Source organism: Allobosea sp. P4_E12 (assembly GCF_056401655.1).
The window spans coordinates 119,511-142,482 of the sequence record NZ_JBFUIY010000002.1; the positions used below are offsets into that span (position 1 = coordinate 119,511).

At 64.7% G+C, this 22,972-nt stretch carries 22 protein-coding genes; 4 read left to right on the plus strand and 18 right to left on the minus strand.

Annotated elements, in window-relative coordinates; translation table 11 throughout:
- The 4 genes from AC1DW9_RS02660 to AC1DW9_RS02675 all read right to left on the minus strand — a co-directional run bounded on the left by AC1DW9_RS02660 (nucleotide 1) and on the right by AC1DW9_RS02675 (nucleotide 5,364).
- Nucleotides 1–1,428: a M20 family metallopeptidase gene (locus AC1DW9_RS02660; protein WP_476855020.1), complete on the minus strand. Its 1,428-nt coding sequence runs from the start codon at nucleotides 1,426–1,428 to the stop codon at nucleotides 1–3.
- Between the two features lie 26 nt (nucleotides 1,429–1,454).
- Nucleotides 1,455–3,269 carry a S9 family peptidase gene (locus AC1DW9_RS02665; RefSeq protein WP_441504493.1) on the minus strand — a complete coding sequence of 605 codons (1,815 nt, stop codon included), beginning with the start codon at nucleotides 3,267–3,269 and terminating at the stop codon, nucleotides 1,455–1,457.
- A 10-nt stretch (nucleotides 3,270–3,279) separates the two neighbouring features.
- Complete coding sequence (pip, locus tag AC1DW9_RS02670; protein ID WP_441504492.1) at nucleotides 3,280–4,257, minus strand: prolyl aminopeptidase; 978 nt, start codon at nucleotides 4,255–4,257, stop codon at nucleotides 3,280–3,282.
- 192 nt (nucleotides 4,258–4,449) lie between these two features.
- Complete coding sequence (locus AC1DW9_RS02675) at nucleotides 4,450–5,364, minus strand: LysR family transcriptional regulator (protein ID WP_476775636.1); 915 nt, start codon at nucleotides 5,362–5,364, stop codon at nucleotides 4,450–4,452.
- An 86-nt stretch (nucleotides 5,365–5,450) separates the two neighbouring features.
- Between AC1DW9_RS02675 and AC1DW9_RS02680 the strand changes: the two genes are divergently transcribed.
- On the plus strand, nucleotides 5,451–6,653 hold the full coding sequence (locus AC1DW9_RS02680) for a 4-oxalomesaconate tautomerase (RefSeq protein ID WP_476770900.1): 1,203 nt from the start codon (nucleotides 5,451–5,453) through the stop codon (nucleotides 6,651–6,653).
- Nucleotides 6,586–7,572 carry a Bug family tripartite tricarboxylate transporter substrate binding protein gene (locus tag AC1DW9_RS02685; RefSeq protein WP_441504489.1) on the plus strand — a complete coding sequence of 329 codons (987 nt, stop codon included), beginning with the start codon at nucleotides 6,586–6,588 and terminating at the stop codon, nucleotides 7,570–7,572. Before AC1DW9_RS02680 ends, AC1DW9_RS02685 begins: the two co-directional genes overlap by 68 nt.
- Before the next feature lie 96 nt (nucleotides 7,573–7,668).
- Here AC1DW9_RS02685 and AC1DW9_RS02690 read toward each other — a convergent pair whose 3' ends face one another.
- Nucleotides 7,669–8,874 (minus strand): MFS transporter, encoded by a 1,206-nt coding sequence (locus tag AC1DW9_RS02690; RefSeq protein ID WP_441488111.1) that lies wholly within the window; start codon nucleotides 8,872–8,874, stop codon nucleotides 7,669–7,671.
- Nucleotides 8,875–8,993: 119 nt separating this feature from the next.
- Here AC1DW9_RS02690 and AC1DW9_RS02695 point away from each other — a divergent pair, with 119 nt between their 5' ends.
- Nucleotides 8,994–9,815 carry an AraC family transcriptional regulator gene (locus AC1DW9_RS02695; RefSeq protein ID WP_441504488.1) on the plus strand — a complete coding sequence of 274 codons (822 nt, stop codon included), beginning with the start codon at nucleotides 8,994–8,996 and terminating at the stop codon, nucleotides 9,813–9,815.
- Between the two features lie 24 nt (nucleotides 9,816–9,839).
- Here AC1DW9_RS02695 and AC1DW9_RS02700 read toward each other — a convergent pair whose 3' ends face one another.
- Entirely contained in the window at nucleotides 9,840–10,766 is a 927-nt protein-coding gene (locus AC1DW9_RS02700) for a LysR family transcriptional regulator (protein WP_441488109.1), read from the minus strand.
- 91 nt (nucleotides 10,767–10,857) lie between these two features.
- On the opposite strand from AC1DW9_RS02700, the gene AC1DW9_RS02705 reads away from it, so the two are divergent.
- Nucleotides 10,858–11,289, plus strand: coding sequence for a PACE efflux transporter (locus tag AC1DW9_RS02705; protein WP_441488108.1), 432 nt, complete (start codon nucleotides 10,858–10,860; stop codon nucleotides 11,287–11,289).
- 221 nt (nucleotides 11,290–11,510) lie between these two features.
- On the opposite strand, the gene AC1DW9_RS02710 is transcribed toward AC1DW9_RS02705, so the two are convergent.
- From AC1DW9_RS02710 to AC1DW9_RS02765, 12 genes are all read right to left on the minus strand, one after another.
- Complete coding sequence (locus tag AC1DW9_RS02710; RefSeq protein WP_441504487.1) at nucleotides 11,511–12,335, minus strand: MipA/OmpV family protein; 825 nt, start codon at nucleotides 12,333–12,335, stop codon at nucleotides 11,511–11,513.
- Between the two features lie 78 nt (nucleotides 12,336–12,413).
- Nucleotides 12,414–13,793 carry a sigma-54-dependent transcriptional regulator gene (locus tag AC1DW9_RS02715; protein WP_441488106.1) on the minus strand — a complete coding sequence of 460 codons (1,380 nt, stop codon included), beginning with the start codon at nucleotides 13,791–13,793 and terminating at the stop codon, nucleotides 12,414–12,416.
- Entirely contained in the window at nucleotides 13,790–15,520 is a 1,731-nt protein-coding gene (locus AC1DW9_RS02720) for an ATP-binding protein (RefSeq protein WP_441504486.1), read from the minus strand. The genes AC1DW9_RS02715 and AC1DW9_RS02720 overlap by 4 nt, the downstream gene beginning before the upstream one ends.
- Before the next feature lie 54 nt (nucleotides 15,521–15,574).
- Entirely contained in the window at nucleotides 15,575–16,006 is a 432-nt protein-coding gene (locus AC1DW9_RS02725; RefSeq protein WP_441504485.1) for a DUF2147 domain-containing protein, read from the minus strand.
- Entirely contained in the window at nucleotides 15,993–16,409 is a 417-nt protein-coding gene (locus AC1DW9_RS02730) for an EamA family transporter (RefSeq protein WP_441504484.1), read from the minus strand. Before AC1DW9_RS02730 ends, AC1DW9_RS02725 begins: the two co-directional genes overlap by 14 nt.
- Nucleotides 16,406–17,593 carry a GNAT family N-acetyltransferase gene (locus AC1DW9_RS02735; protein ID WP_441504483.1) on the minus strand — a complete coding sequence of 396 codons (1,188 nt, stop codon included), beginning with the start codon at nucleotides 17,591–17,593 and terminating at the stop codon, nucleotides 16,406–16,408. Before AC1DW9_RS02735 ends, AC1DW9_RS02730 begins: the two co-directional genes overlap by 4 nt.
- On the minus strand, nucleotides 17,590–18,444 hold the full coding sequence (locus tag AC1DW9_RS02740) for an alpha/beta hydrolase (RefSeq protein WP_441488101.1): 855 nt from the start codon (nucleotides 18,442–18,444) through the stop codon (nucleotides 17,590–17,592). The genes AC1DW9_RS02735 and AC1DW9_RS02740 overlap by 4 nt, the downstream gene beginning before the upstream one ends.
- A gap of 13 nt (nucleotides 18,445–18,457) precedes the next feature.
- A complete protein-coding gene (locus AC1DW9_RS02745; protein ID WP_441488100.1) occupies nucleotides 18,458–18,811 on the minus strand; it encodes an EamA family transporter in 354 nt (117 codons plus the stop codon).
- Nucleotides 18,808–19,725: an arginase family protein gene (locus AC1DW9_RS02750; RefSeq protein ID WP_473965325.1), complete on the minus strand. Its 918-nt coding sequence runs from the start codon at nucleotides 19,723–19,725 to the stop codon at nucleotides 18,808–18,810. Before AC1DW9_RS02750 ends, AC1DW9_RS02745 begins: the two co-directional genes overlap by 4 nt.
- Nucleotides 19,726–19,748: 23 nt before the next feature.
- A complete protein-coding gene (locus AC1DW9_RS02755) occupies nucleotides 19,749–21,203 on the minus strand; it encodes an aspartate aminotransferase family protein (protein ID WP_441488098.1) in 1,455 nt (484 codons plus the stop codon).
- Nucleotides 21,196–21,888: an MtnX-like HAD-IB family phosphatase gene (locus AC1DW9_RS02760; RefSeq protein WP_441488097.1), complete on the minus strand. Its 693-nt coding sequence runs from the start codon at nucleotides 21,886–21,888 to the stop codon at nucleotides 21,196–21,198. The genes AC1DW9_RS02755 and AC1DW9_RS02760 overlap by 8 nt, the downstream gene beginning before the upstream one ends.
- Nucleotides 21,889–22,241: 353 nt before the next feature.
- Nucleotides 22,242–22,967 (minus strand): HpcH/HpaI aldolase family protein, encoded by a 726-nt coding sequence (locus tag AC1DW9_RS02765; protein ID WP_441504482.1) that lies wholly within the window; start codon nucleotides 22,965–22,967, stop codon nucleotides 22,242–22,244.
- Nucleotides 22,968–22,972: the final 5 nt, after the last annotated feature.

The window sequence follows — 22,972 nt, forward strand, 5'->3', positions numbered from 1 at the left end:
TCAGGCGGCTTCGGGCCGCGGCTGGATCGGCGGCTTCACCTCGGCCGGGATCGGGCAGATATAGGGCGTCCTGGTCGTCCGCTCCTGGTGATCCTTCTTGGCGCGCGCCAGCAGCGTCTCGTCGCTCATCACGTCGACGGCCGTACCGGCCATGATCTTGGCGGCATGAACCATGCCCTTATGCGCGGCCGGGGCCTTGCCTTGCGCCGTGATCTGCCAGGAATGGCCGGGCGTGCCGATGGCATGCGTCGCGACGCGTGCCTGGATGGTCGGCACCTTCCAGCTGACATCCGCGACGTCGGTCGAGCCGACCATCGGCACGCCTCTGGCATCCCTGGGGATCACGAAATCGCAGAGCGGGGTGTTCTCGCGCGGCGCGACGCCGGTGCGGCGATAGTCGTTCAGGATGTCGGCCTCGCTCAGCGTCGCCTGGATCTGGGCGGCGTAGGCGCGGTCGGCATCGTCGAACGGCACGGGCCCGAGGCGCTGGATGTTCTGGAACATCGCCTCTTCGAGCGGCGTATTGCCGAGCATGTTGGAAACCGCGCTCATGATCGAGATCGAGACCTTGGTCTCGGTCATCAGCGCCGCCCCCTCGGCGACTTTCTTGACCCGTTCATTGAGCTCCAGCATGCCCGCGAGATCGCGGGCGCGGATCGCATAACGTACCTTTGCCGAAGCCTGCACGACGTTCGGCGCGATACCCCCGGAATCGAGCATGGCATAGTGGATGCGGGCATCCGACGGCATGTGTTCGCGCATGTAGTTGACGCCGACATTCATCAGCTCGACGGCATCGAGTGCGCTGCGTCCCAGATGCGGCGCCGCCGCCGCGTGCGAGGCGCGGCCGGTGAAGTGGAAGTCCATGCGCGTATTGGCGAGCGACAGCGCCTCGTCGACCCGCGTCATCGACGCCGGGTGCCAGGTGATGGCGACATCGACATCGTCGAAGGCGCCGGCACGCACCATGAAGGCCTTCGCTGCGCCACCCTCTTCCGCCGGGCAGCCGAAATAGCGCACCCGCCCGGGGCGCCCCGTCTCGGCAAGCCAGTCCTTGAGCGCGGTCGCGGCCAGCAGCGCGGCCGAGCCGAGCATGTTGTGGCCGCAGCCATGGCCATGTCCGCTACCCTCGACCGGGCGCGGCTCGGCGATATTCGCCTCCTGGCTCAGGCCGGGCAACGCATCATATTCGCCGAGGAAGGCGATCACCGGGCCGCCCTCGCCCGCTTCGCCCATCACCGCAGTCGGAATGCCGGCGACATTCTCGGTCACGCGGAAGCCCTGTTCCTTCAGCATCGCCGTATGCTCGGCGACCRAGCGGTACTCGGTATAGGCGATCTCGGGCATGCCCCAGACCCGGTCGCTCAGCGCCTCGAAGGGCTGCCGCTTGGCATCGACCAATTGCCAGATCGTCTCTGAATTACGCATGGCGTCCTCTCGTATTCCAGATGCTGTCACAGATGCTTACGCAGAAAGCGTGCGACGGCCCCGAAGACCGTGCGCCGGTTCTCGATCCGGGCGAAGCCATGGCCCTCATGCGGGATGCGGACATACTCGACCGGATGGCCGCGGCCGCGCAGCACCGAATAGATCATCTCGCTCTCGCCGGGAGGCACACGCGGATCGTCGAGCCCCTGCGCGATAAACAGCGGCGCGCGAATATGGCCTGCCTTGTGGATCGGCGAGAAGCGGATCAGGTCGTCCCGATCGGCAACGAGATCGCCATATTCGACCGCGCGCAGATACTTGCGCCACGGCCCCGTGGTTTCGAGCATCGTCAGGAAATTGGCGATGCCGTAGAACTCGACGCCGACCTTCCACAATTCGGGTTGTTCGGTCAGCGCGGCGAGCACCATGAAGCCGCCATAGGAACGCCCATAGACCGCGACGCGCTCGTCATCGACCTCCGGTTGTTCGCGCAGCCACAACCGCACCGCCTTGAGGTCCGCGACACTGTCCATGCGCAGATGCTTGTCGTCGAGATGCTGGTAGGCGCGGCCATAGCCGGTCGAGCCACGCACATTGGGGGCGACGACCATGATGCCTTGGCTCAGGAAGAACTGCAGGTCGGCCCGGAAGATCGGCGTCCACTGCGCTTCCGGTCCGCCATGCACCACGACCACGGCCGGATAGCCGCCCGCCGGAGCCTTGCTCCGCGGCCGGTAGACGAAGAAGGGCACTTCGAGACCGTCGAAGCTCGCGGCGCGCTCGACGCTCGGCTCGACAAAGCTGCTTGAATCGAGACCTGCCTTGGATGCATCCGTCAGCCGCGTTGCCGTGCGGGTAGCCACATCGAAGCGCCAGATATCCGGAGACGAGGTCGCACCATCGAGCGGGAACACGAGGCCGCTGCCGTCGGGAACCCAGGCCACCGAGCCGATGGTCCCGCGCGGCAAGCCGGCGACCTCGAACTCCTCGGCCGTCGCGAGATCACGAATGAAAACGCGGTTCCAGCCTTCCTCGTTCGCCACATAGGCGAGGCGGCCCTGGTCAGGCGCGAGCGCGATCGCCTCGATATCCTGCTTCTCCCGCTCGACGATCCAGGTGACGCGCCCCTCGGCCAGTGCACAGAAGGCGACACCGAGATGCTCGCGCCCCTGATCGGACACGAAGAAGAAGCCGCTGCCATCCTTCTTCATGCGGCTGACGACATAGCGCGCGCGGCCCTCATGCGGCAGCAATGGCGTGAGGCTGCCAGTCTCGAGATCGAGGCGATGCAGGTCCTGATCGCTCATCGAACGCGTGGCGTTGGCGACGAGCAGCGACTTGCCATCGGGGAAGAAGGCGACCGCCTCACGATAGCCGGAGCCTTGATGGACGCGCTTGGCGGTGCGCGTAGCGAGTTCCATGACGTAGACGTCCATATGCTCGCAATCGCGGGCATTGGAGGTGAATGCGATGCGTTGTCCGTCCGGCGCCCAGGCGCCCCAGGCATGCACGACCGTCGGATCGTCGGTAAGCGGCTCAGGCACTCCGGAGGCGCCCGGCACCAACCAGAGTTGGTGCCGCTCGTCGCCACCGCAATCCATCGTGAAGAGGAGGTCGCGGCCCTTGGGGTTGAAGGAGATCGCGCCGATCGGCTCCGGCATATCGGTCAGGCGCCAGGGCGCTCCGCCCGCGAGCGGCCGCAGCCAGATCTGGTGCGTGCCACTCTCGTCGCTGAGATAGGCCAGCAATTCGCCGTCGGGCGCGATGGCGGGGCTCTTTGCGCTCCGGACCTCGAGATAGGGCTCGATGCCGATGCGAATCTGGTTTGCGGCCTCGTACATGGGCTCTCCCTCAGGCCGCCTGGGCCAGCATCACATCGCGCAACCGGTCCGTTGCCTCGCGCAGGGCTTGCGACAACGCCGGCGCACTCGGCGTCGCTGCGTGGTTCGCTTCGGTCACGATCGTGAACCGGGCTTCGGGCCAGGCCTTTTTCAGCTGCCAGGCCGTGCTCATCGGCGTCACCGTATCGTAGCGCCCCTGCACGATCTCGGCCGGCAAATGGCGGATGCGACCGATGTCGCTCAGCAATTGGCCGGAGGGAAGGAAGGCCCCGTTCATGCAGTAATGCGTGAAGATCCGGGAGATCGCGAGCGCGGCGTCGGTGTCGGTCAGCGTCGCGACATGGTCCGGGTCGGGCAGGAACGTCTGGGTCTGCGCCGAAAAGGTCCTGAGGCTGACCGCCGCTGCAGCACGCAACCCGGCATCGTCGCTGGTCAGGCGCTTGTAATAGGCCAAGAGCAGATCATGACGCTCCGCCGCCGGCACGAATTCGGCAAAAGCCTCCCAATGATCCGGGAAGATCATACGCGAGCCCTGGAACCACCAGTCGATCTCCGAGCGCTGCGCCATGAAGATGCCATGCAGACGGAAGCCGAGACAGCGCTCGGGATGGCTCTGGCCGTAGGCGAGCCCAAGACAGCTGCCCCAGGACCCGCCGGTGACGAGCCAGCGCTCGATGCCAAGATGGCTGCGGATACGCTCCAGATCGGCGATCAGGTCCTGCGTCGTGTTGCCGTCGAGTTCCGCATGCGGGGTCGATTTCCCGGCACCGCGCTGGTCGAAGGTCACGATATTGAAGACGGCAGGGTCGAAGGTCCGGCGCTGGGCCGGCTTGGTGCCGCCGCCCGGACCGCCATGCAGAAAAACGACCGGAATGCCGTCCGGATTGCCGCTGGTCTCAACATGGAGTTCATGCGCGCCCCCCACCGCAAGCCGAAAAGCGCGGTAAGGCTCAAGCGCGGGGTAAAGAACGTCATCGTAGGCCGACACGCCTTGCTCCAACGAAAAACGCGCTGAAGCCAGCGCTCAACCATCTCGATGACCTAACGATGCCACGCTCGGCCCGATGCTGGCTAATGCAATTTGGGTTCGATGTTATGCGCCTGTGGAATAGTTTTGCAGCATACCCGTCCCCGACCTCCTGTTGCCTTGGGCGCCGCGGCCAGCCGCGCGGGCAGGCTCTTATTTCCGCTGAGGCAAAGGCCCTCGCCATGTCCCCAGCAGCATATCGAGAAAGCGCTCCGCAGCCGGAGCAAGGCGAACGCCGCGGCGACGCACCACGCCAATGGTCCGCGAGACCTCCGGATCGCGGATCGGGCGCGTCACGATGATGGGATGCTCTCCGGTCGGCGTTGCAAGGCGCGGCAAAACCGAGATGCCAAGCCCGGCTTCGACCAGCCCCAGCGAGGTCGACAGATGCGTGACTTCGAAGGACCAGTCCAGCCGCACGCCGACCCGTACCAGGGCCGCGTCGAGGATGGCGCGATTGCCGCTCGCCCGGCTGACGGTGACCAGTGGATGCCCTTCGAGATCGGCCCAGCCGAGCGATGGCTTGCTCGCCAGGATATGGTCGCGCCGGCAGGCGAGGACGAACGGGTCTTCGAGCAGCGGCTCGAAGCTCAGATCGGGATCGGAGCCGCCGAGCAGATTGATGCCGAATTCGACCTCGCCGCGCGCCACGCTCTCCAGGCCATCATTGGCCGAGAGGTCGAGGATCCGGAACCGAATATTGGGATACTGCTCCGAGAAGCGCGCGATCACCGAGGGCAGGAAGTAAAACGCGGCCGTCGGCACACAGGCGAGCGCGATCTGCCCTGCTCGCCTCGTGCCAAGATCGCGCATCGCGAAGATCGATGAATCGAACTCGTCCAGCATGCGCCGCACCAGCGGCAGCATCTCGCGCCCGACCATGGTCAGCGCCACGCGCCGCGTCGTGCGTTCGAGCAGGGCCGCGCCGACCGCTGCCTCGAGCCGCTGGATGCGCCGGCTCAGCGCCGGCTGCGACATGTTGAGGGCCTCTGCGGCGCGGTGGAACCCCTCCAGTTCAACCACCGCGATGAACGCGCGCAGATCAAGCGCTTCGAAATTGATGCTCATGGCGCATCAATAACACCGATCTCTGCATTTCACAGAGGTTTCACGATCTGGGATGAGAGCCCGTCACTCACCGCTGGACGCCGCCCTTGCCCGATCCGCTCAAGCCCACTCATGCACGTGCCCTGCGCATTCCCTGCGTGCTGATGCGCGGCGGCACATCCCGCGGCCCGTTCTTCCTGGAAACCGATCTGCCGGCTGACCCGGAGGCGCGCGACCGCGTGCTGCTCGCAGCAATGGGGTCGCCTCACACGCTGCAACTCGACGGGATCGGGGGCGGCAATTCGCTGACCAGCAAGGTCGCCATCGTCGGCAACGCGTCACGCCCGGATGCCGATATCGATTACCTCTTCGCCCAGGTCGCAGTCGACCGGGCTCATGTCGATCTCGGTCCGAACTGCGGCAACATGCTCTCCGCCATCGGCCCCTTCGCCATCGAGGCCGGCCTCGTGCCGGCATGCGATGGTGAGACGATGGTTCGGATCTACAACCGCAATACCGCCTCGCTGATCGAGGCGGTGGTGCAGACCCCCGGCAAACGTGTCGAGTATGACGGCACAACCGCGATCGACGGCGTTTCAGGCACTGCAGCCCCGATCAAGCTGACCTTCCTCGAAGCCGTCGGTTCCAAGACCGGCTCCCTGCTGCCGACCGGCAAGCCGCGCGAGTTGATCGATGGTGTGCCGGTCACGTTGATCGACTATGCCACGCCGATGCTGCTCGTCCGCGCTACCGATTTCGGCCTTGCCGGTGACGAGATGCCGGCGGAGCTCGACGCGAATACGGCCCTGCTGGCGCGGCTGGAGGAGATACGGCGCGAGGCGGGCAGGCGCATGGGTCTTGGCGACGTCGCCGGCCGGGTCATTCCCAAGATCGGACTGCTTTCGACGGCCCGCCAGGGCGGCAGCCTGACCTCACGCTATTTCACGCCGGACCGCTGCCATCGCAGCCATGCCGTCACCGGCGCACTCTGCATCGCCGTCGCCAGTCAGGTCGCCGGCAGCGTTGCGCAAGAGGTAGGTCTCGCGGACGCCGCCTCGCTGGTGACGATCGAACATCCGAGCGGCCGTATCCAGGTCGACCTCGCTCTCGACGCATCTGGCCAGGTTGCCAGAGCCAGCCTGGTGCGCACCGCGCGCCGTATCTTTGAAGGCCATGTCATCGTCCCCGCCAGCGCGATTGGCGCGCTGCCAGAAGGGACTGCAATCGGAGGAAATTCCCATCATGACACCGACGCGTCGCCACTTCTGCAGCCTGCTGACGACTGCAGCCGCCAGCGCCTGTCTGCCTGAGCTGGCATTCGCTCAGGCAGCATTTCCCGAGCGGCCGATGCGCCTGCTGGTGCCTTACGCGGCCGGCGGCGGAACGGACGCGATCGCGCGTCTGGTCGCCCAGGGCGTTGGAGAAAAGCTCGGCCAGTCACTGGTCGTGGAGAATAACGGATCGGCCGGCGGCAACCTGATCACCGCACAGGCCGCCACCTCTCCCGCGGATGGCTACACGGTGCTGATGGCCAATCAGGGCCCGATGGTGGTCAACCCGCACCTGTTCAAGAACGTCAAGGTCGATCCGCTGACGGCCTTCGACCCGATCACCCTGATTTCCGCAGCTCCGCTGGTCGTCGTCGTGGCGCAGAATTCGCCCCACAAGACGATCAAGGACCTGATCAGCTTCGGCGAGAAGAATCCGGGCAAACTGACCTACGGCTCTGCCGGCAACGGTTCGGCCAGCCACCTGGCCACCGTTCTGCTGGCGCAGATGGCGCAGTTCACAGCCGTGCACGTGCCCTATCGTGGCGCAGGCCCGGCCCTGACCGACCTCCTCGCCGGCCAGTCCGATTTCATGATCACCACCGTGCCGTCGGTTCTCGGGCTGATCGAAGGCAGCAAGGTGCGCGCGCTGGCGGTGACCGGCAAGGAGCGGGCCAAGCTCTTCCCGGAGGTGCCCTCGGTCGCAGAAAGCGGCTGGGCCGGTTACGAGGCGACAGCCTGGTATGGTTTCGTCGTGCCGAAGGGGACGCCGAAGGATGTCGCTGCAAAGCTCCGCACCGCCACGGTGGAGGCCATCAACGACGCGACCATCCGCGAACGGCTGAAGAACGAAGGCGCCGAGCCGATCGGCAATACGCCGGCCGAGTTCGCTGCGATGATGGAAGCGGAGTCGAAGCGCTGGGCCGGCATCATCAAGCAGGCCCAGATCGCGGTAAACTAGGCCCGAGACGGGCCAATCCATACAAAGACCTGCGTCACGGCCCGCCAGCGGCAGGCCGTGACGCAGCGTACTTATCCAGCCTGAGCGATTCCGGGCCTAGCTCTCGCCTCTTTGCGGCAGGCGAGGCAGCAGGATCGTAAGCAGCCCCAGCAGCGGCAGGTAGGAGCAGACGCGGTAGACGAAGGCGATACCGTGCGTATCGGCGAAGTTGCCAAGCAGGGCCGCTCCAAGTCCACCCGCGCCAAAGGCAAAGCCGAAAAACACGCCGGCGATCAGGCCGACACGGCCGGGCACGAGTTCCTGTGCGAAGACGACAATCGCAGAGAATGCCGAGGCGAAGATCAAGCCGATCACGACGCTCAGCACGCCGGTCCAGAACAGGCTCGCATAAGGCAGCAGCAGCGCGAACGGGATCACACCCAGGATCGAGAACCAGATCACGAAACGCGCTCCGAACCGGTCCCCGATCGGCCCACCCAGAAAGGTCCCGACTGCGGCTGCACCGAGGAAGAGAAACAGCATCAGCTGCGCATCGCGCATGCCGAGCTGGAACTGGTCGATCACGTAAAAGGTGAAATAGCTCGAGATGCTGGCCATGTAGACATTCTTGGTCGCGGTCAGCAGCACGAGGATGAGGAACGCCAGTGCGACGCGCCCCTGCGGCAACGGCAGCGTGCGACTGACGGCAGGACGGCTGGCATTCTGGCGGCGATGACCGGCATACCAGGCCCCGACCCAGCCGAGCACGATCATGCCCAGCATCGCTATGGCCGAGAACCACGCCACACTGCCCTGGCCGAATGGCAACACCACGAAGGCCGCGAGCAGCGGTCCGATGGCCGAGCCCATATTGCCGCCAACCTGGAAAAGCGATTGCGCCAGGCCGTGGCGGCCGCCGGAGGCAAGGCGAGCCACCCGTGACGCCTCCGGGTGGAAGATTGCGGAACCGAAGCCGATCAGGCTCGCCGCCATGAGCAGCATCGCAAAGCTATGCGCATTGCCCAGCAGGATCAGTCCGGCGCAGGTGCAGGCCATCCCGGCCGGCAGCGAATAGGGCATCGGCCAACGATCGGTCACCATCCCGACGACCGGCTGCAGCAGCGAGGCCGTGACCTGGAAGGTCATGGTCAGCAGTCCGATCTGGACGAAATCGAGAGCGTAGTTTGCCTTGAACAGCGGGTAGAGCGAGGCAAGAAGCGATTGCATCACATCGTTGAGCAGGTGGCAGAAGCTCACCGCCAGCAGGATCGATGTCGTCGTCTTCTCGAAACGGGACCTGGTCCCGGGGAACGCTGCAACCATCTCAATTCGTCTCCAGCGCGGGCCGCAAACACCGGCTTATCGCCGCCATGCCTCTTTACAGAGCGCCTCCTTGACCTGCATTCGTGTTTCGGTCGAATTCTTTTGCGTTTGGGCCAAAGATGAGAAAACTGCCGCAGCATCTGCTCGAGGCGCGCGACGAGGCTCACCGCCGTAACCTCGGATGGATTGCCTATGCCGAGGCCGACATCCTGGTGCACAGCAACGAGGATCCGGCGGGCTACACCATCCCTCTCCATAGCCACCAGCGCATCCAGTTGCTCTGCGTCTTCTCCGGCGTGGTGGCAGTCGCGACCGAGCGCGGCCGCTGGATGATTCCGCAAGGCCACGCGCTGCTGATCCCTCACCATCTCGAGCATTCCGTGGAAATGCTGAGCGATGTCAGCATGCGATCGGTCTATCTTCTGCCCCGGGAGGGCGTCCTGGCCGATCCCGAGCCGGTGGTGCTCGAGGTAACGGATCTTGCGCGCAGCCTCATCATCGAAGCGATCCGCCTGCGCGAGGCGCCCGCCGGAAGCCGCAAGCTCACATTGAGCCTTCAGCTCCTGATGGAAGAGATCGCCTCCCTCGAATCCCGTCCTCTCGGCCTTCCCTTCCCGGCCGACAGGAGACTCGCGGCGCTATGCCGGGCCTATATGGCAGCGCCGTCGGCGAATGCCCGGCTCGACACCTGGGCGGAAGCGCTTGCGATGAGCCGCCGAACTTTCACACGCTTCTTCCTCAGGGAGACGGGCGTCAGCTTCGCGACCTGGCGGCAACAGGCCAGCCTGTTCGCCTGTCTGCCGAAACTCGCGGAAGGCGCGCCGGTGACGCAGATCGCCATGCTGGCGGGCTACGAGAACGTCGCCGCCTTCACCACCATGTTCCGCCGCCTGCTTGGGACCTCGCCGCGCAGCTACATGAAGGCCTCGATCACCGGCTAGGCCCGCGCCGGCTCGCCAGGGCCGCTATGTCCGGTTTCCTTCCGGCAGTGGCGACCTCCAGGACGAGCTGGTGTCGATCCGGGTCGTGGCGAAGCGCTCGCGGAGCCACTTGGCTGCCGGACCGCATGGCCGCTGCTTGTGCCAGATCATCTCGAGCGCGATCGGCCAATCCGCGTCGTCGAATTGAAGATCCGGCGTGATCAGACCGGGGGCGGCCGGCGAATTCGCGATGACATGGTCGGACACGAAGGCCCAGCCGATGCCGTGCTTCACCATTTCCAGAATGACCCAGTGGCTTTCCACCCACCAGACCTCGGCGGCAACGCGCAGGCGCCGCTTCTCCGGCCCGTCGCTTCTGGCGGCGACGAGGATCTGCCTGTAGCGCTTCAGCTCTTCCCAATCGACGCGGGCCTTGGCAAGCGGATGGTCCTTGCCGCAAACCAGCTTGAGCGGGACCCATCCGATCGTCTGGAAGCCAAGCTCCGTCGGCAAGACCTCCTGACGCCACATCACCCCGATATCGGCTTTCCCCGCGAGGACCAGCCGGCTCACATCCTCCATCAGCGGAAACAGGATTTCGAGCTCAACATGGGGGAAGTGCCGCGCGAAATCGGCAAAGAGCGCCCCCAGAGCGTGCTCCGGGTAAAGTTCGTCGATCGCGATGACAAGCCGCTTCTCGACATGAGCCTCGAAGCTGCGCGCGACGCCGATGAGGTGTTCGCTGCGATCGAGCACGACCTTGGCCTCGCGCAGCAATCTTTCGCCCGCCGGAGTGAGCACGGGATTGCGCCCAGCCCTGCTGAACAGAGCGACGCCGAGATCCTCCTCGAGATTCGAGACCTGCGTGCTCACGGCTGATTGCGCTTTGCGAAGCGCGCGCGCTGCCCCGGAGAACGAGCCATGCTCCGCTGCCGCGACGAAGGCCCGAAGTTGGTCCAGCGAAACCGTCATCTATCTGATTATCAGATACGATCCAACTTGATGCAATCGAAATGACAGATAGAGAACGCGGCCATCAATCCTAGTGAAGGCCCCTTAGCACATGCGCTCCGTTCGAGACCGAATCCGCCACGCACTCATGTTCGAGGCGATCGGATTAGCCATTGTCATTCCAGCGGGAGCCTATCTGTTCGGCCTGCCGGCGGGCCATATGGGCGTCATCGGCGTCGGCAGCGCAACCGTCGCTACGATCTGGAACTTCCTCTTCAACCTGGGCTTTGACCATGCGATGCAGCGTATGGTCGGCCATACCCATAAGGGTATCGGCACGCGCATCCTCCATGTCGCGTTGTTCGAGGGCGGACTTCTGATGATCCTGCTGCCCCCGATCGCCTGGTATCTCGGCATTACCCTGATGCAGGCCTTTGTGATGGATATCGCGATCGTCGTCTTCTACGTCGTCTACGCCTTCAGCTTCAACCTGGCCTATGATCGGGTCTTCCCGATCCCGGCGAGCCCGGCCTATGCCATGTGACGCTGAGACTGTCGTCGCGGCGTCAGCTCATCATGGCGGCCGCGCGCTGGACCGCGGGCCTCATCTCCAGCCGGAGACGAAGCCCGCCCGATGACGAGTGCGAGGACCCGTATCGCTGATAAATCCGCTGCTGCGGGCGAGCCGGATCGGGGTGCCGTTCAGGCTGCTTCCGGCCCGGCTCGAACAGCCCCTTCACTTGGCTCTGTGCCTGAGGGTTGGCGCTAACCGCCAATCTTGAAGGAATAGGTCGTGCTCAATCCGAACGAGAACTGGTCGCGCGCGCCAATGGTGCGGACGATCGGCGAGCGCGCGGCATCCTGGAGCAGGCGGTCATAGCGGGCATAGGCCGTGGTCTTCCAGACGTCCGACCATGCATATTCGAGTGCCGCCGCGAGGCCCGCCGATTTGACGCCTCCCGACGGGCTGTAGGCGGCGAGGATGCCGTTAGCCTGCGATTCCTCCGGCGTCACACCGAAATTCCTGCGCATGTACGCCTGGTTGCCGAAGGACAGGCGCGGACCACCCGAGAGCGTGAAGCGGCCGATCGGTTGAACCCAGTCGACGAAGATATCGGCGACGATGCCATGATGGCCGTGGAAGCCCTGCCGTACCTCGATACGAGTCCGTAGCCGGTCCTCGATCGGCCAGAACTCGGCGAAGGCGCCAGCCTCGATCGTCCAGGGCACGTCTCGCATGCCGAACAGTTTTCGATCCGAGCCGGAATAGCGACCCGACTTCAGGTCGCCGACGACGCCCATGCTGAAGCGGCTCGTCTCATACAGGGCGAAGTCCAGCCCCTCGTCGGGTGCGCTGAACCCTTCCGGCTCGCCAACCCGCCGCCAGCTCAGCGACGGCGTGCCCGACGGTCCGTAGGCCTTTGCGCCGTCATATTTGGGACCGATCTGACCCGAGCCGCCGAGCGTCACGATCCAGCCGGAGGCCGGAGTGGGGTTCAGCAGCGCCGGAGCCGGATCGGCCGCGACAGCAACCTGGGATCCAGCGACCAGGCACAGACCGGCGACGGCAAGCTTAGGGTAGGCGGGCACAATCGTCGCTCCTGCAGGACACCCAATCGCTTGCCATATCTGAACTCTGTCGCAAACCGGTAAAGATCGAACCCAGCGTCACTCGACGATTTTTCTGCCGAGTTTCACGTCCAGTTTCTTAATGCGGTGCCACAGGCTGCGCTCGGCAATGCCGAGGAGCCGCGCGGCCTGGACCTGGACGCCGTCCGTACGCCGCAGCGCCTCGATGATGAAGCCGCGCTCGAGCCGCTCGAGTTCGGCATCGAGATCGTTCGGGAGGCGATCGCGCTCGGCGCGCCGCGCGCCACCTTCAAACAAGTCGCGAGGCAGATCCGGGACGTCGATGGTCGGGGACTTCGCGACGATCACGGCGCGCTCGACGCAATTATGCAGCTCACGGATATTACCGGGCCAGTCATGGCCGTCCATCGCCGAGAGAGCGGCCGGGGTAAAGCCGGTCACGCGCTTGCCCATCGCCTCGGCCAGCGTCGCGAGGAAATGGGCGGCGAGGATCGGGATGTCCTCGCGCCGCTCACGCAGGGCAGGCAACTGGATCGGGAAGACGTTGAGCCGATAGAACAGGTCCTCCCGGAACTCGCCGGACGCAACCGCCTGGCGCATGTCCCTATGGGTTGCCGCGATCAGCCGGACATCCACCGTCTGGCTGCGGGTGCCGCCGACAGGTTCGAAGCTGCGCTCCTGAACCGCACGCAACAGCTTCGCCTGAACGGCGATCGGCATATCGCCGATCTCGTCGAGGAAGAGCGTTCCGCCATCGGCGGCGGCGAAGCGGCCGACGCGGTTGGCCAGCGCTCCGGTAAAGGCACCTTTCACATGACCGAAGAGCTCGCTTTCGAGCAATGTCTCGGGGATGGCAGCGCAATTGATCGCGACAAAGGGCTTGTTCCGGCGCGGACTGTTGAAATGGATCGCGCGTGCGACGACCTCCTTGCCGGTGCCGCTTTCTCCGTTGAGCATAACCGTGGCGCGCGTCTCACAGACCTCGGTGACCTGCTCGATCACCCTTCTGAAGGGCGGGCTTGTTCCGATCAGATTTTCGAAGCTGTAACGGCCCTCGAGTTCGCCCCGCAGCCGCTCATTGTCGCGCACCACCTCGGCCAGCCGCAAGGCGCGGCGAATGACGGCCGCGACATCCTCCATCTCGAACGGCTTGGCGATGTAGTCGAAGGCGCCCTCCTTCACGAGTTCGACAGCATCGCGAACCGTGGCAAAGGCGGTGATGACCACGACCGGAACATCCGGCCAGCGCTTGCGCACCTCCTGTAGCAGGGCGCGCCCATCCATCCCGGGCAGGCGCAGATCAGTCAACACGAGGTCGAACCGTTCCTGCTCCAGACTGGAAAGCGCCTCGCGGGCGTTTTCGACGGCGGTCGCGCGATAGCCGAGATCATCCAGCGCAGCCGCCAGAACATCGGCCAGTCGGGTTTCGTCATCGACGACCAGGATGCTGTGGGTCATCCGGGTGCTCCACGCTCCAGCAAAGGCAATGTAATTGTGAACGAGGCGCCCTGCCCCGGCGGGCTCGCATAATGGGCGCGGCCACCATGCGCAGCAGCGACGGATTGCACCTTCGCGAGGCCAAGCCCCGTGCCCTTCGTCTTGGTGGTGAAGAAGGGATTGAAGATCTCGCCCCTGATCTCGTCCGCCACGCCATCCCCCTGATCGCTGATTGTCAGCGAAATCTCTCCATCGGCCGATGTGAGCTCCGCCGTGATCATTCCGCCGGCGGGCATCGCATCGATCGCGTTCAGGACGAGATTCAGGCCCGCCTGATGGAGCTGGTCCGGGTCGCCCGAGATCAGCCCACCCCCGCTATGATCCCTGATGTCGAGGACGACGTCATGACGGTCAAGCTCCGGCATGGCGATCGAGGCCACCCGATCGATCACCGCGCGGAATGGAAAGACCGTCTTGCTCGGCGCCTTGGGCTGAGCGAAGTCGAGAAAGTCCCGCACCAGCGTCTCGATGCGGCGTACCTCCTCGATCACATAACCAAGCATGCGGTCCTCGGCGGCCCCGAGCTTGGCGCGATTGCGCACCACCTCGGTCGAGGTCTTGATGATACCGAGCGGGTTGCGGACTTCATGGGCAATCACCATCGCCGCTTGCCCAAGGGCCGAGAGCCTGTCGCGACGCCGGAGCTCGGTCTCCAGAGCATGCAGCTTGCCGAGCTGCTCCGCCATACCGTTGAAGCCTGCGGCGAGCTGCGCAATCTCGCGCCCGCCGGTTTCAGGAACCCGTTGCTTGAAATCGCCGGCTGCAATCGCCCGGACGCCGCGCGTCAACGCACGCAGCGGCTTGACCAGGATACCCGACATCGCAGCGCCGACGATGATCGAGATGAGGCTACCTAGCAGGAAGATGCCGATGAAGAGCTGGGATGGTCCAAGCTGCTCGAAGAAGTCGGCACCGCTCGGCAGCCCGATGAATGCGACAGCCGCCAGCTTGCCATCGATACCGCGGAAGGCGGTGTAGACCGCACGATAGGCGCCGCCATCGGCCTCGCGGTCGAAGATCGTATCCTCGCCCTTCGCCAGGCGCTCACGGATCGCATCGGGTACCGTGCGCGTATCGTCCGGATGGGTCAGCATGACGGATTCGAGGCCCGCGCTGGTCTCGGCGAAGAGCCGGACATCCAGCGAGGTCACCACCTTGATGCTGCCGAGATAAGAATCATCGAGCCAGGTGCCGACAAGAACGTAAGCCGGCTTGTCATTGACCTGGACGCTCTGCACGGCGCCGGCCATGAGGTGCTTTTCATCCCCGGTCGTGATCTTGAAGATGCCCTGGCTCGTTTCGGTGGGCAGGACAGCCGAGGACGTGAAGTCGCGCGAGTTGAACAGCATTTCGCGCCGATCGTCATAGATCGCGATCAGGTCATAGCCGACCGAACTGAGCAGCGCGAACTCCCGCTCGATGGCCTTGGGGCGGCGAAGATCGCCATGGACCGAAGTCTCCAGGCGGTGGCCGATGACGCTGGAGACGCGCTGCGCCTCCTGAGTCGCTTCGGTCACCTCGAGCATGAAGAAGCGCGAGGTCTCGCCGAGCCATTGCTCGACATTCGCCTCAAAGGCGGAGGAGATCAGCCGTGCCGCGACATAGGCAGAGGTCAGCATCGCCGGGACGCTGACGAGCAGGAAGCCGATCACAAGCCTCAACCGCAGCGACGTCTTGCGAATTGGCATCAAGCCGTCTCCAGGACAATGGAAGGCTGCGTTCTGCCCAAGCAGGACGTCCGCTCAGGGTCGCCTCGTCCAGGTGTCGTCATCGCAGATAAAACCACCCAGCACGCACCCCTTTACGACGAGTGTCCTCTGTGACTGCAAGCGGATCGTGGTCTTGTAAGTGCGACCATCCTCCGGATTATACCCCTCCCCTGCAAGCAGCCCCGCCGTACCCTCAGGCCTGAAGCCAGTCAGGACCTGGACACCGAGCAGCGAGCGCCCGCGCAAATTGCTGTCGGGGTTTGATCGATCGACCCGCTCCTGCTTGAGCCAGACGATCTTGCCGCAGAGCGCCTGCCCGCAGCGCGCGATCGCAATCTCGGACTCGCCATCGGAATCGCGCCAGCGCCCGACGACCTCGCTCATCGGGTCCGCAGCGGCGGCATGCAGCGACGGCATCGCCACCAATGCGGCGAGAACAAGCATTCTAGCGCTAAGTCTGGCCATCGCCATCCTCCTCATCCTCCCAACCCAAAGCAATGACGCCGGCGACGATCAGGGCGATGCCACCGGCTTGAACGGCATCGATCCGTTCGCCGAGCGCAAGCCAGGCGAGCAGAGGCACCGTGACATAGGCGAGCCCGGTCATCGGAAAGGCGCGGCTGAGCGGCATGTCACGCAGGATCAGCATCCACACGATGAACGTTGCGGCATAGCCGAGCGCCGCCAGCCAGACGCCCGGCAGCGTCGATGCCCTGATCATCATCTGCAGCCCGAAATCCATGTCGGCGAGCCCGTCCGCCCCCCATTTGAAGGCAAGCTGGGTCGCGGTATCGAGCGCAATGAAGACCGTCCAGATCCAAAGCTGGCGCCATGGCACGGGCTGCCGCGAGGTCTCGATCGTGCTCATGCCGCCTGCTCCCTTGCCGCCTGCTCCCTTGCCGGTGTCCGGGGCAGCGCCCGCAGGTCCGGATCGAACCTGTCGAAGGCGAACCAGGGACTGGCCGATTTCAGGGCCCATTGCAGCGCGGCATTCCGGTGCCTGAAGAAGACCGTTGAAGGCACCAGCCGGCTGCCGAAGCGCAGTTTCGACGCATAGGCTGTCTGGCCGGTCTGCAGCCGGGCGATGCCGCGTTCGAGACAGAAACGAACATTCGTCATCCAGCTCACCACATAGAGGTTGTGCTGACGGGCGAGCGGGTAGCGCATGCCGAGGAACTTATCGATCACCCTGTCATTCTCGATCAGCAGCAGATTGAAGGCGGCGAGCGTCTGGCCCACCCAATAGAGAGCAAAGACGGCGCGCTCGCCGAGCGCCGCCGAGACAGCCTTGAAGTAACCCGGGGGGAGCACCTCCAGATCACCGTAGTCGAGGTCGCTCTCGGCCCGCGTCGACTCGTAGAGCTCGGCGATCTCGCTCTCGATACCCTCGAGCCCATGCCGCATCTCGACCCGGATCTCGCCGGCCTTCGCCAGCTTGCGCCGGATATCCTTGCGCGTGGCAGCCGAGAGCGAGGCGAGATAGTCCGCCTCGCCAGCGAAGGGCAGATCGAGGACCGCGAACGGCAGGCTGCCGACACCAGCAAATCCCCGCGACAGCAGCGCATCACGCAGATCCGACGCACCCTGCGCGGCAACATCCTTCCAGGCCACGACATCGGCCCCCACGCTTCGGGCGTGCTGGTCGAGAATTTCGCCCAGCGCGGCGAATGCGGACGCGGATTGATCCGATTCAAGCCCATTGCGCACGCAGGCATGACAGCGTTCGGCATAGGGCGAGCCGACACAGAGCACCTTGAGGCAGACGAGACGCGGCGCCAGCCTGAACACCGCATCTCCGAAGCGCCGGAGCCCACCCTGAAATGGCGTATCAAGCCGATAGGTGAACAGGAAGAACGGCGCGATGGCACTGACGCCAAGGGCATCCTCGACACAGGCCGCGCCCATGGCGATCCCGCTGCCGCTTCCGGCCAGCGCCTGCTCACAGGCGCTGTAATAGGCATGGTTTTCGGCTTCGCCGGGGCAGCAGCGATCCCACGCCTCGGGCGCAATCTCGGCGATCCGTTCGACGATGCGGGCGCGCGGCGCGTTCATTCCGCCGCAACGGCGCAGAGGCTCGCCGGCTCCCGTCGGACCTTGTCTGGAACGGACAGCCGCGCCGCCAGGGCAAGCGAGCGGTCGATCACGACATCGCGCTGCTGGTCGATGGTCACGAGATGATAGCTGTCATTCAGCACGACGGTATCGACGATTCCGCCAAGGCGCCGCTGGATATAGGCCGCATTGGAGAGACCGGAGATGTCGTCCTCGCGCGCCTGCACGACGAGCGCGGGACAGGTGATCTCGCCCATCCGGCGGCGCGTGTCCTTGATCAGCGCCCACATCTGCTGAAGCGAGCCCGCGGGCGTGCCCAGGAGGCCGGCCTGCGAGCTGTCCCCGCCGCCCATCGCCCCCACGATCATCGCGCGGGTGCGCTCATCCTTGACGCCATAGGGCTCGCGCTCGACAAAGCGATAGCGGCGGCCCATGGGCGTGTTGATCAGCAGCTTCAGCAGAAAGCTGTACCAGGGGATCGACCAACCATCATACCAGAGCGTCGGGGCGTAGAGGGCAAGCCCCTGTACGTCGTCGCGGTGGCGTGCCGCGATATGCATCGCCATTACCGCCCCCATCGACAGTCCCCCGACGATGACCGTGTCGCAAATCAGCTTCATCCGTGCGAGCTCGGCTTCTACGCTGGCTGTCCAGTCGCGCCAGCCCGTCGCCAGGAGATCGCCCTCGCTGCCGCAATGCCCCGCCAACTGGGGGCAATGAACGGTGTGACCGGCCCGCGCCAGCGCGCGCGCGACGAGCCGCAGCTCGACTGGCGTGCCCCCCAGGCCATGGATCAGGAGGAACCCGGTCCGGCCACCGGCGAAGCGAAGGCTGTTGTCTTTTGCTGCCACGGAAACGAATCCCTCAGGCGGTGCGGGCGACGATGACGACGCCAAGAGTGATGAGACAGGCGCCGAGCCATTGCCGACGCACGACGCGCTCCTTGAGGAACACGGCGCTGGCAAGCGTGACGCCAAGGAAATTCAGGCTGGCGATCGGGAACGCGATCGAAAGCGGCACTTCGGCAAGAATCCGCAACCAAACCACGACCTCGACGAGGTAGATCAGGATTCCCCAACAGATCCAGCTGTCCCGCAGCGCGGCCAGGACGAGCGCCCGTCCGTGTACGTCGGGCAAACGATCAGCCCCAAGCTTGAAGCAGAGCTGGCCTGCGACATCGCAGATCACCGACAAGGCGAACCAGAGCACGAGCGTCATGGCAGCACCCGGTCGAAGCAATCCAGCAAGACACCGTTCACGCGCGCATTGACCGCCAGCTCGGCGTCCGTGACCGGGCGTCGCGGCGGATGATCGAAATAGGCGAGCGTCGCCCGGAACGGATCGGCGAAGCGTGGCTCGGAATAGTCGCCGCAGATATCGACGCCGACGATCTCGCACTGCTCCGCCAGCCGTTCGATCGCAAGCAGCAGATTCTCGAGCGGCAGCTCGCCCTGATCCCAGTTGGTCGCGGCATCGCCCGGGCCAAGAACATCCTTGTCAATCGTCAACCAGATCCGACGGGTCGGCAGGTTGCGGATCAGCTCATCGAGGAAGTCGCCCCAGTTCTCATTCGCGAGATTGCGCCAGTGCAGTGCCCCGGCCTTCTGCGTGTGCCCGCGTCCATCACGATAGCGGCGCCAGACGCGAGAGGGCGCATGCCGCCATGGGTAGAGTTCAATCCGCCCGTCGGAGACCGCGTCCAGATTGGCGAATTGCCATTCCGGCCTGACCAGGTCGCTGCTGCACGGGCCGATCGTCACGACCCGTTTGACGTGTTCGAGTTCGAGGGCGCGGTTGACCCAGGCGCCGCAATTCACGGTCGCCGGAAACCGCACCCAGTCGGGGTGATTGTCGAAATGCACGACCGTCAGCGGCCGACCGGTCTGCGCAAGCAGGCCGGCCGTCAGATGATGGAAGTCGCCTGATCCGTAGAATGTCACGGAAGCCTCGCCTTCGCGCATGGGTTTCGCGCGCAGTCGCTCGTGCAGCAGGCTCAGCGCCCGCCTGCTTGCGACGATACGCAATGCGCTTCCAAGATCGGTCGCATCGATGCGGGTGGCGGCTCCCGCATCGATGCGCCGGTGCAGCGGCTCCTGAACCGCCGCACTGCCGTCGAGGTCGATCACACGCAACTGCACGTCCGACCTCGCCGTTTTCAAACCCTGGCGACGCGCGTGAACAACTGATCGAGCAGCGCGAGCGCCAGATCGATCTCCGCGTGGGTCATTGTCAGCGCCGGAGCCAGTGTAATGACGTTCTTGTGGTAGCCGCCAATGTCGAGGACGAGCCCGTAGCGCTGGCCGTCGACCACCAGATCGGCCTTCATGCCTTCGTCGCACATCAGGTCGACCAACCGCTTCGACGGGGTGTAGCTGTCATGCGGCTCGCAGATCTCGATGCGCAGCGCCATGCCGAGACCATCGACGTCGCCAACGATCCGGTGCCGGCGCTTCAGTTCCTGGAGGCCTTCGAGGAAATAGGCCCCCTTCTCCATCACCATGGTCTCGTAGTCGTCCTCCTCCATCATCTTCATCGCCTCGAGCGCGACGGCGGTGCCGAGCGGGTTCGCGTTGAAGGTCGAGTGGGTCGAACCTGGCGGGAAGATGGTGGGGTTGATCAGCTCTTCCTTGGCCCAGATGCCGGAGAGCGGGTTCAGCCCGTTGGTGACCGCCTTGCCGAAGACGATCACATCCGGCTGCACGCCGAAATGCTCGATCGACCACAGCTTTCCGGTCCGGTAGAAGCCCATCTGGATCTCGTCGACGACGAGCAGGATGCCGTGCTGATCGAGGACCTTCTTCAGCTCGATGAAGAAATTCGGAGGCGGAATGACGTAGCCGCCGGTGCCCTGAAGCGGCTCGACATAGAAGGCCGCATATTCCGACTGGCCGGCCTTGGGATCCCAGACGCCGTTATACTCGCTCTCGAACAGGCGCGCGAACTGCTTCACGCAATGCACGCCGTATTCTTCCTTGCTCATGCCCTTGGGCGCGCGGAAATGGTAGGGAAACGGCACGAACTGGGCCCGCTCGCCGAAATGGCCGAAGCGCCGGCGGTAACGGTAGGACGAGGTGATGGCGGAGGCACCGAGCGTGCGGCCGTGATAGCCGCCCTCGAAGGCGAACATCAGGCTCTTGCCGTTGCTCGCATTGCGCACGAGCTTCAGTGAATCCTCGACCGCCTGTGCGCCGCCGACATTGAAATGCACCCGGCCCTTGCTGCCGAATTTCGCCTGCGCATCACGGGCGATCATCGCGGCGAGTTCGATCTTCTCGCGGTGGAGATACTGGCTCGCAACTTGCGGCAGAGTGTCGATCTGGCGCTTCAGCGCCGCGTTCAGGCGCGGATTGGCGTAGCCGAAATTGACCGCCGAATACCACATCTGCAGATCGAGGAAGCGATTGCCCTCGGCATCGAACATGTAGGAGCCGTCGCAGCCCGAGAAGATCTTCGGGAACTGCGTGTAATGGACCGTGTCGCCATGGGAGCAGTATTCCGCTTCGAGGGCGAGCAGGCGCGCCTCCTCCTCGGCATGGAGGCTCGTCGGCCGGGATTGCAGACCAGCCAGTACCGGGGAAGCCGGCTCAAGCAAGGCGTATCCGTCATCCATCGATCATATCCTTGAGTTGGTTCTGGGCTCCGCTCGTCACCGGGCTGGCCAGCAGTTCTTCCAGCAGGCCGACGGCCTCGGAAAAATCGGAGAAGGGGTGATGAGGCAGAGCGTTGTCGTGGCAATGCCCGATGAGGCTTTTCTTGGCGAAGACGAGATCCGCCTGGCCGGCGAGACAGAAATCCGAGCGGCCGTCACCGACGAGCAGGGTCAGCGGTCGTCCGAAGCCGTCGGCCACTCGGCATTTGCAGGTGCCGCTCGCGCAATCGCCGGATAGTGCGGCATGCGGCGACGTCAACTGCCAGCGCTCGCCGCCGACCGCAGCGAGGTGATTGGCGATGACGGGCAGTGCGCCGAGCCCGATCCGGCCCAGCACCGCGCGGATCGTGCGGTCAAGGCCGTCGGAGACGACCGTAACCGGGATATCGTGCCGCCGGCAGAGTGCGACGAAGGCGCTGAAGCCGCTATCGATCGCAATCGTCTCGGTGAAGCCGTCGAGCACGGCCGGCAGCACGCGCAGCAATTCGACCTGCCTGGCCATGCATTCGCGGGAGCCGATCCGGCCGGAAACCCAGTCGTCCTCGATAGCCTCCCAGCCCGGTTCCGCGAAACGGGCCAGGATCTGGTCGGTCGTGTCTTCACACGTTATCGTTCCGTCGAAATCGACGATGGCCTGCCACAGCATGCTCGGCGCTCATTTGTAGCTCTCGGTGAATGCCGGTAGCGCAAGCGCTGTGCCATCTCGCAATCAATTGATATTGCTACAAATTCGGACGAATTGTCTGCGCCGTCCGCCCCCCATTCGCGGAGCTTCCATCAAAAATTGGAGCCAAACCGTGCGTCGGCTCATCGGACAGGTAGGCCGATGGCGGCGACCTCATGCAGCGCCGCAACGACGCGGCGTTGCCCGCTTTCTTCACATGAGAAGCCGAGAGGTCCGTCTGGCGGAGGAGGTCATTGCCCCGTCAGCGCGGGGGAGGCCGACATCTCTGCAAGCCCGGAACCGCCCAGTGGTCAGGCGCACGAGGCCGCGCATCGTTACACGGCAGTGCGCGCCATCTGGAGCCCGCTGGCCATCGCTGCCTGCTGCTCCGCGACCACCAGGAGTGACGCGCCGTGTTCCCCGGCGAAGGCTCGTTCTGCTGCGGACCATGCCGGCATGATCCAGGGCTTTTCCGCTGCAGCGCAGGCTGAAGCGATCCGGCCGATATCGCCCCTGTCGGCATCACTGAAGCGATAGCGACCTCTCCCCCGCGTCAGCGAAAGGTCCGAGGGGCCAACGAAAACGCCATCCACGGTCGGCAGGGCGAGAATGGCTTCGACATCGGCAAGCGCCTCGGCCGTCTCGACCATCGGGTAACAGGCGGTTTCGCGGTTATCGTCCTCGAAATAGCTGGCGGACGGCGCGCCATAGCGGACGCTGCGGGCTCCGGCATAACTCCGGGTTCCCAGCATCGGGTATTTCGCCGAACGGCAGATTGCCGTTGCATGCGCCACCGAACCGACATGCGGGATCACGACGCCATTCGCGCCGAAATCGAGCGCCTGCTGGATCGGCTCGGCCTGCGGCCCGGCAACCTTGACCAGAACTTCGAGCTTCAGGGCGCGAGCAAGTGGAATGAGCTTGTCGAGATCCCCAAGCGACAGCGTCCCGTGCTCGACATCGAGAACGAGCGTATCGAATGCCAGGTCCGCCGCGATTTCGACGAAGACCACGTCGGGCGCTGCAAGCCAGCAGCCGATCTTGGGCTGTTTCCGCGTCATCGGAT

What these genes read in the sequence shown, in the direction of transcription:
- AC1DW9_RS02665 (WP_441504493.1), bottom strand. Translation starts at nt 3,269, where the DNA reads ATGTACGAGGCCGCAAACCAGATTCGCATCGGCATCGAGCCCTATCTC.
- AC1DW9_RS02675 (WP_476775636.1), bottom strand. Translation starts at nt 5,364, where the DNA reads ATGAGCATCAATTTCGAAGCGCTTGATCTGCGCGCGTTCATCGCGGTG.
- AC1DW9_RS02685 (WP_441504489.1), top strand. Translation starts at nt 6,586, where the DNA reads ATGACACCGACGCGTCGCCACTTCTGCAGCCTGCTGACGACTGCAGCC.
- AC1DW9_RS02690 (WP_441488111.1), bottom strand. Translation starts at nt 8,874, where the DNA reads ATGGTTGCAGCGTTCCCCGGGACCAGGTCCCGTTTCGAGAAGACGACG.
- AC1DW9_RS02695 (WP_441504488.1), top strand. Translation starts at nt 8,994, where the DNA reads ATGAGAAAACTGCCGCAGCATCTGCTCGAGGCGCGCGACGAGGCTCAC.
- AC1DW9_RS02700 (WP_441488109.1), bottom strand. Translation starts at nt 10,766, where the DNA reads ATGACGGTTTCGCTGGACCAACTTCGGGCCTTCGTCGCGGCAGCGGAG.
- AC1DW9_RS02705 (WP_441488108.1), top strand. Translation starts at nt 10,858, where the DNA reads ATGCGCTCCGTTCGAGACCGAATCCGCCACGCACTCATGTTCGAGGCG.
- AC1DW9_RS02715 (WP_441488106.1), bottom strand. Translation starts at nt 13,793, where the DNA reads ATGACCCACAGCATCCTGGTCGTCGATGACGAAACCCGACTGGCCGAT.
- AC1DW9_RS02720 (WP_441504486.1), bottom strand. Translation starts at nt 15,520, where the DNA reads ATGCCAATTCGCAAGACGTCGCTGCGGTTGAGGCTTGTGATCGGCTTC.
- AC1DW9_RS02725 (WP_441504485.1), bottom strand. Translation starts at nt 16,006, where the DNA reads ATGGCCAGACTTAGCGCTAGAATGCTTGTTCTCGCCGCATTGGTGGCG.
- AC1DW9_RS02730 (WP_441504484.1), bottom strand. Translation starts at nt 16,409, where the DNA reads ATGAGCACGATCGAGACCTCGCGGCAGCCCGTGCCATGGCGCCAGCTT.
- AC1DW9_RS02735 (WP_441504483.1), bottom strand. Translation starts at nt 17,593, where the DNA reads ATGAACGCGCCGCGCGCCCGCATCGTCGAACGGATCGCCGAGATTGCG.
- AC1DW9_RS02745 (WP_441488100.1), bottom strand. Translation starts at nt 18,811, where the DNA reads ATGACGCTCGTGCTCTGGTTCGCCTTGTCGGTGATCTGCGATGTCGCA.
- AC1DW9_RS02755 (WP_441488098.1), bottom strand. Translation starts at nt 21,203, where the DNA reads ATGGATGACGGATACGCCTTGCTTGAGCCGGCTTCCCCGGTACTGGCT.
- AC1DW9_RS02760 (WP_441488097.1), bottom strand. Translation starts at nt 21,888, where the DNA reads ATGCTGTGGCAGGCCATCGTCGATTTCGACGGAACGATAACGTGTGAA.
- AC1DW9_RS02765 (WP_441504482.1), bottom strand. Translation starts at nt 22,967, where the DNA reads ATGACGCGGAAACAGCCCAAGATCGGCTGCTGGCTTGCAGCGCCCGAC.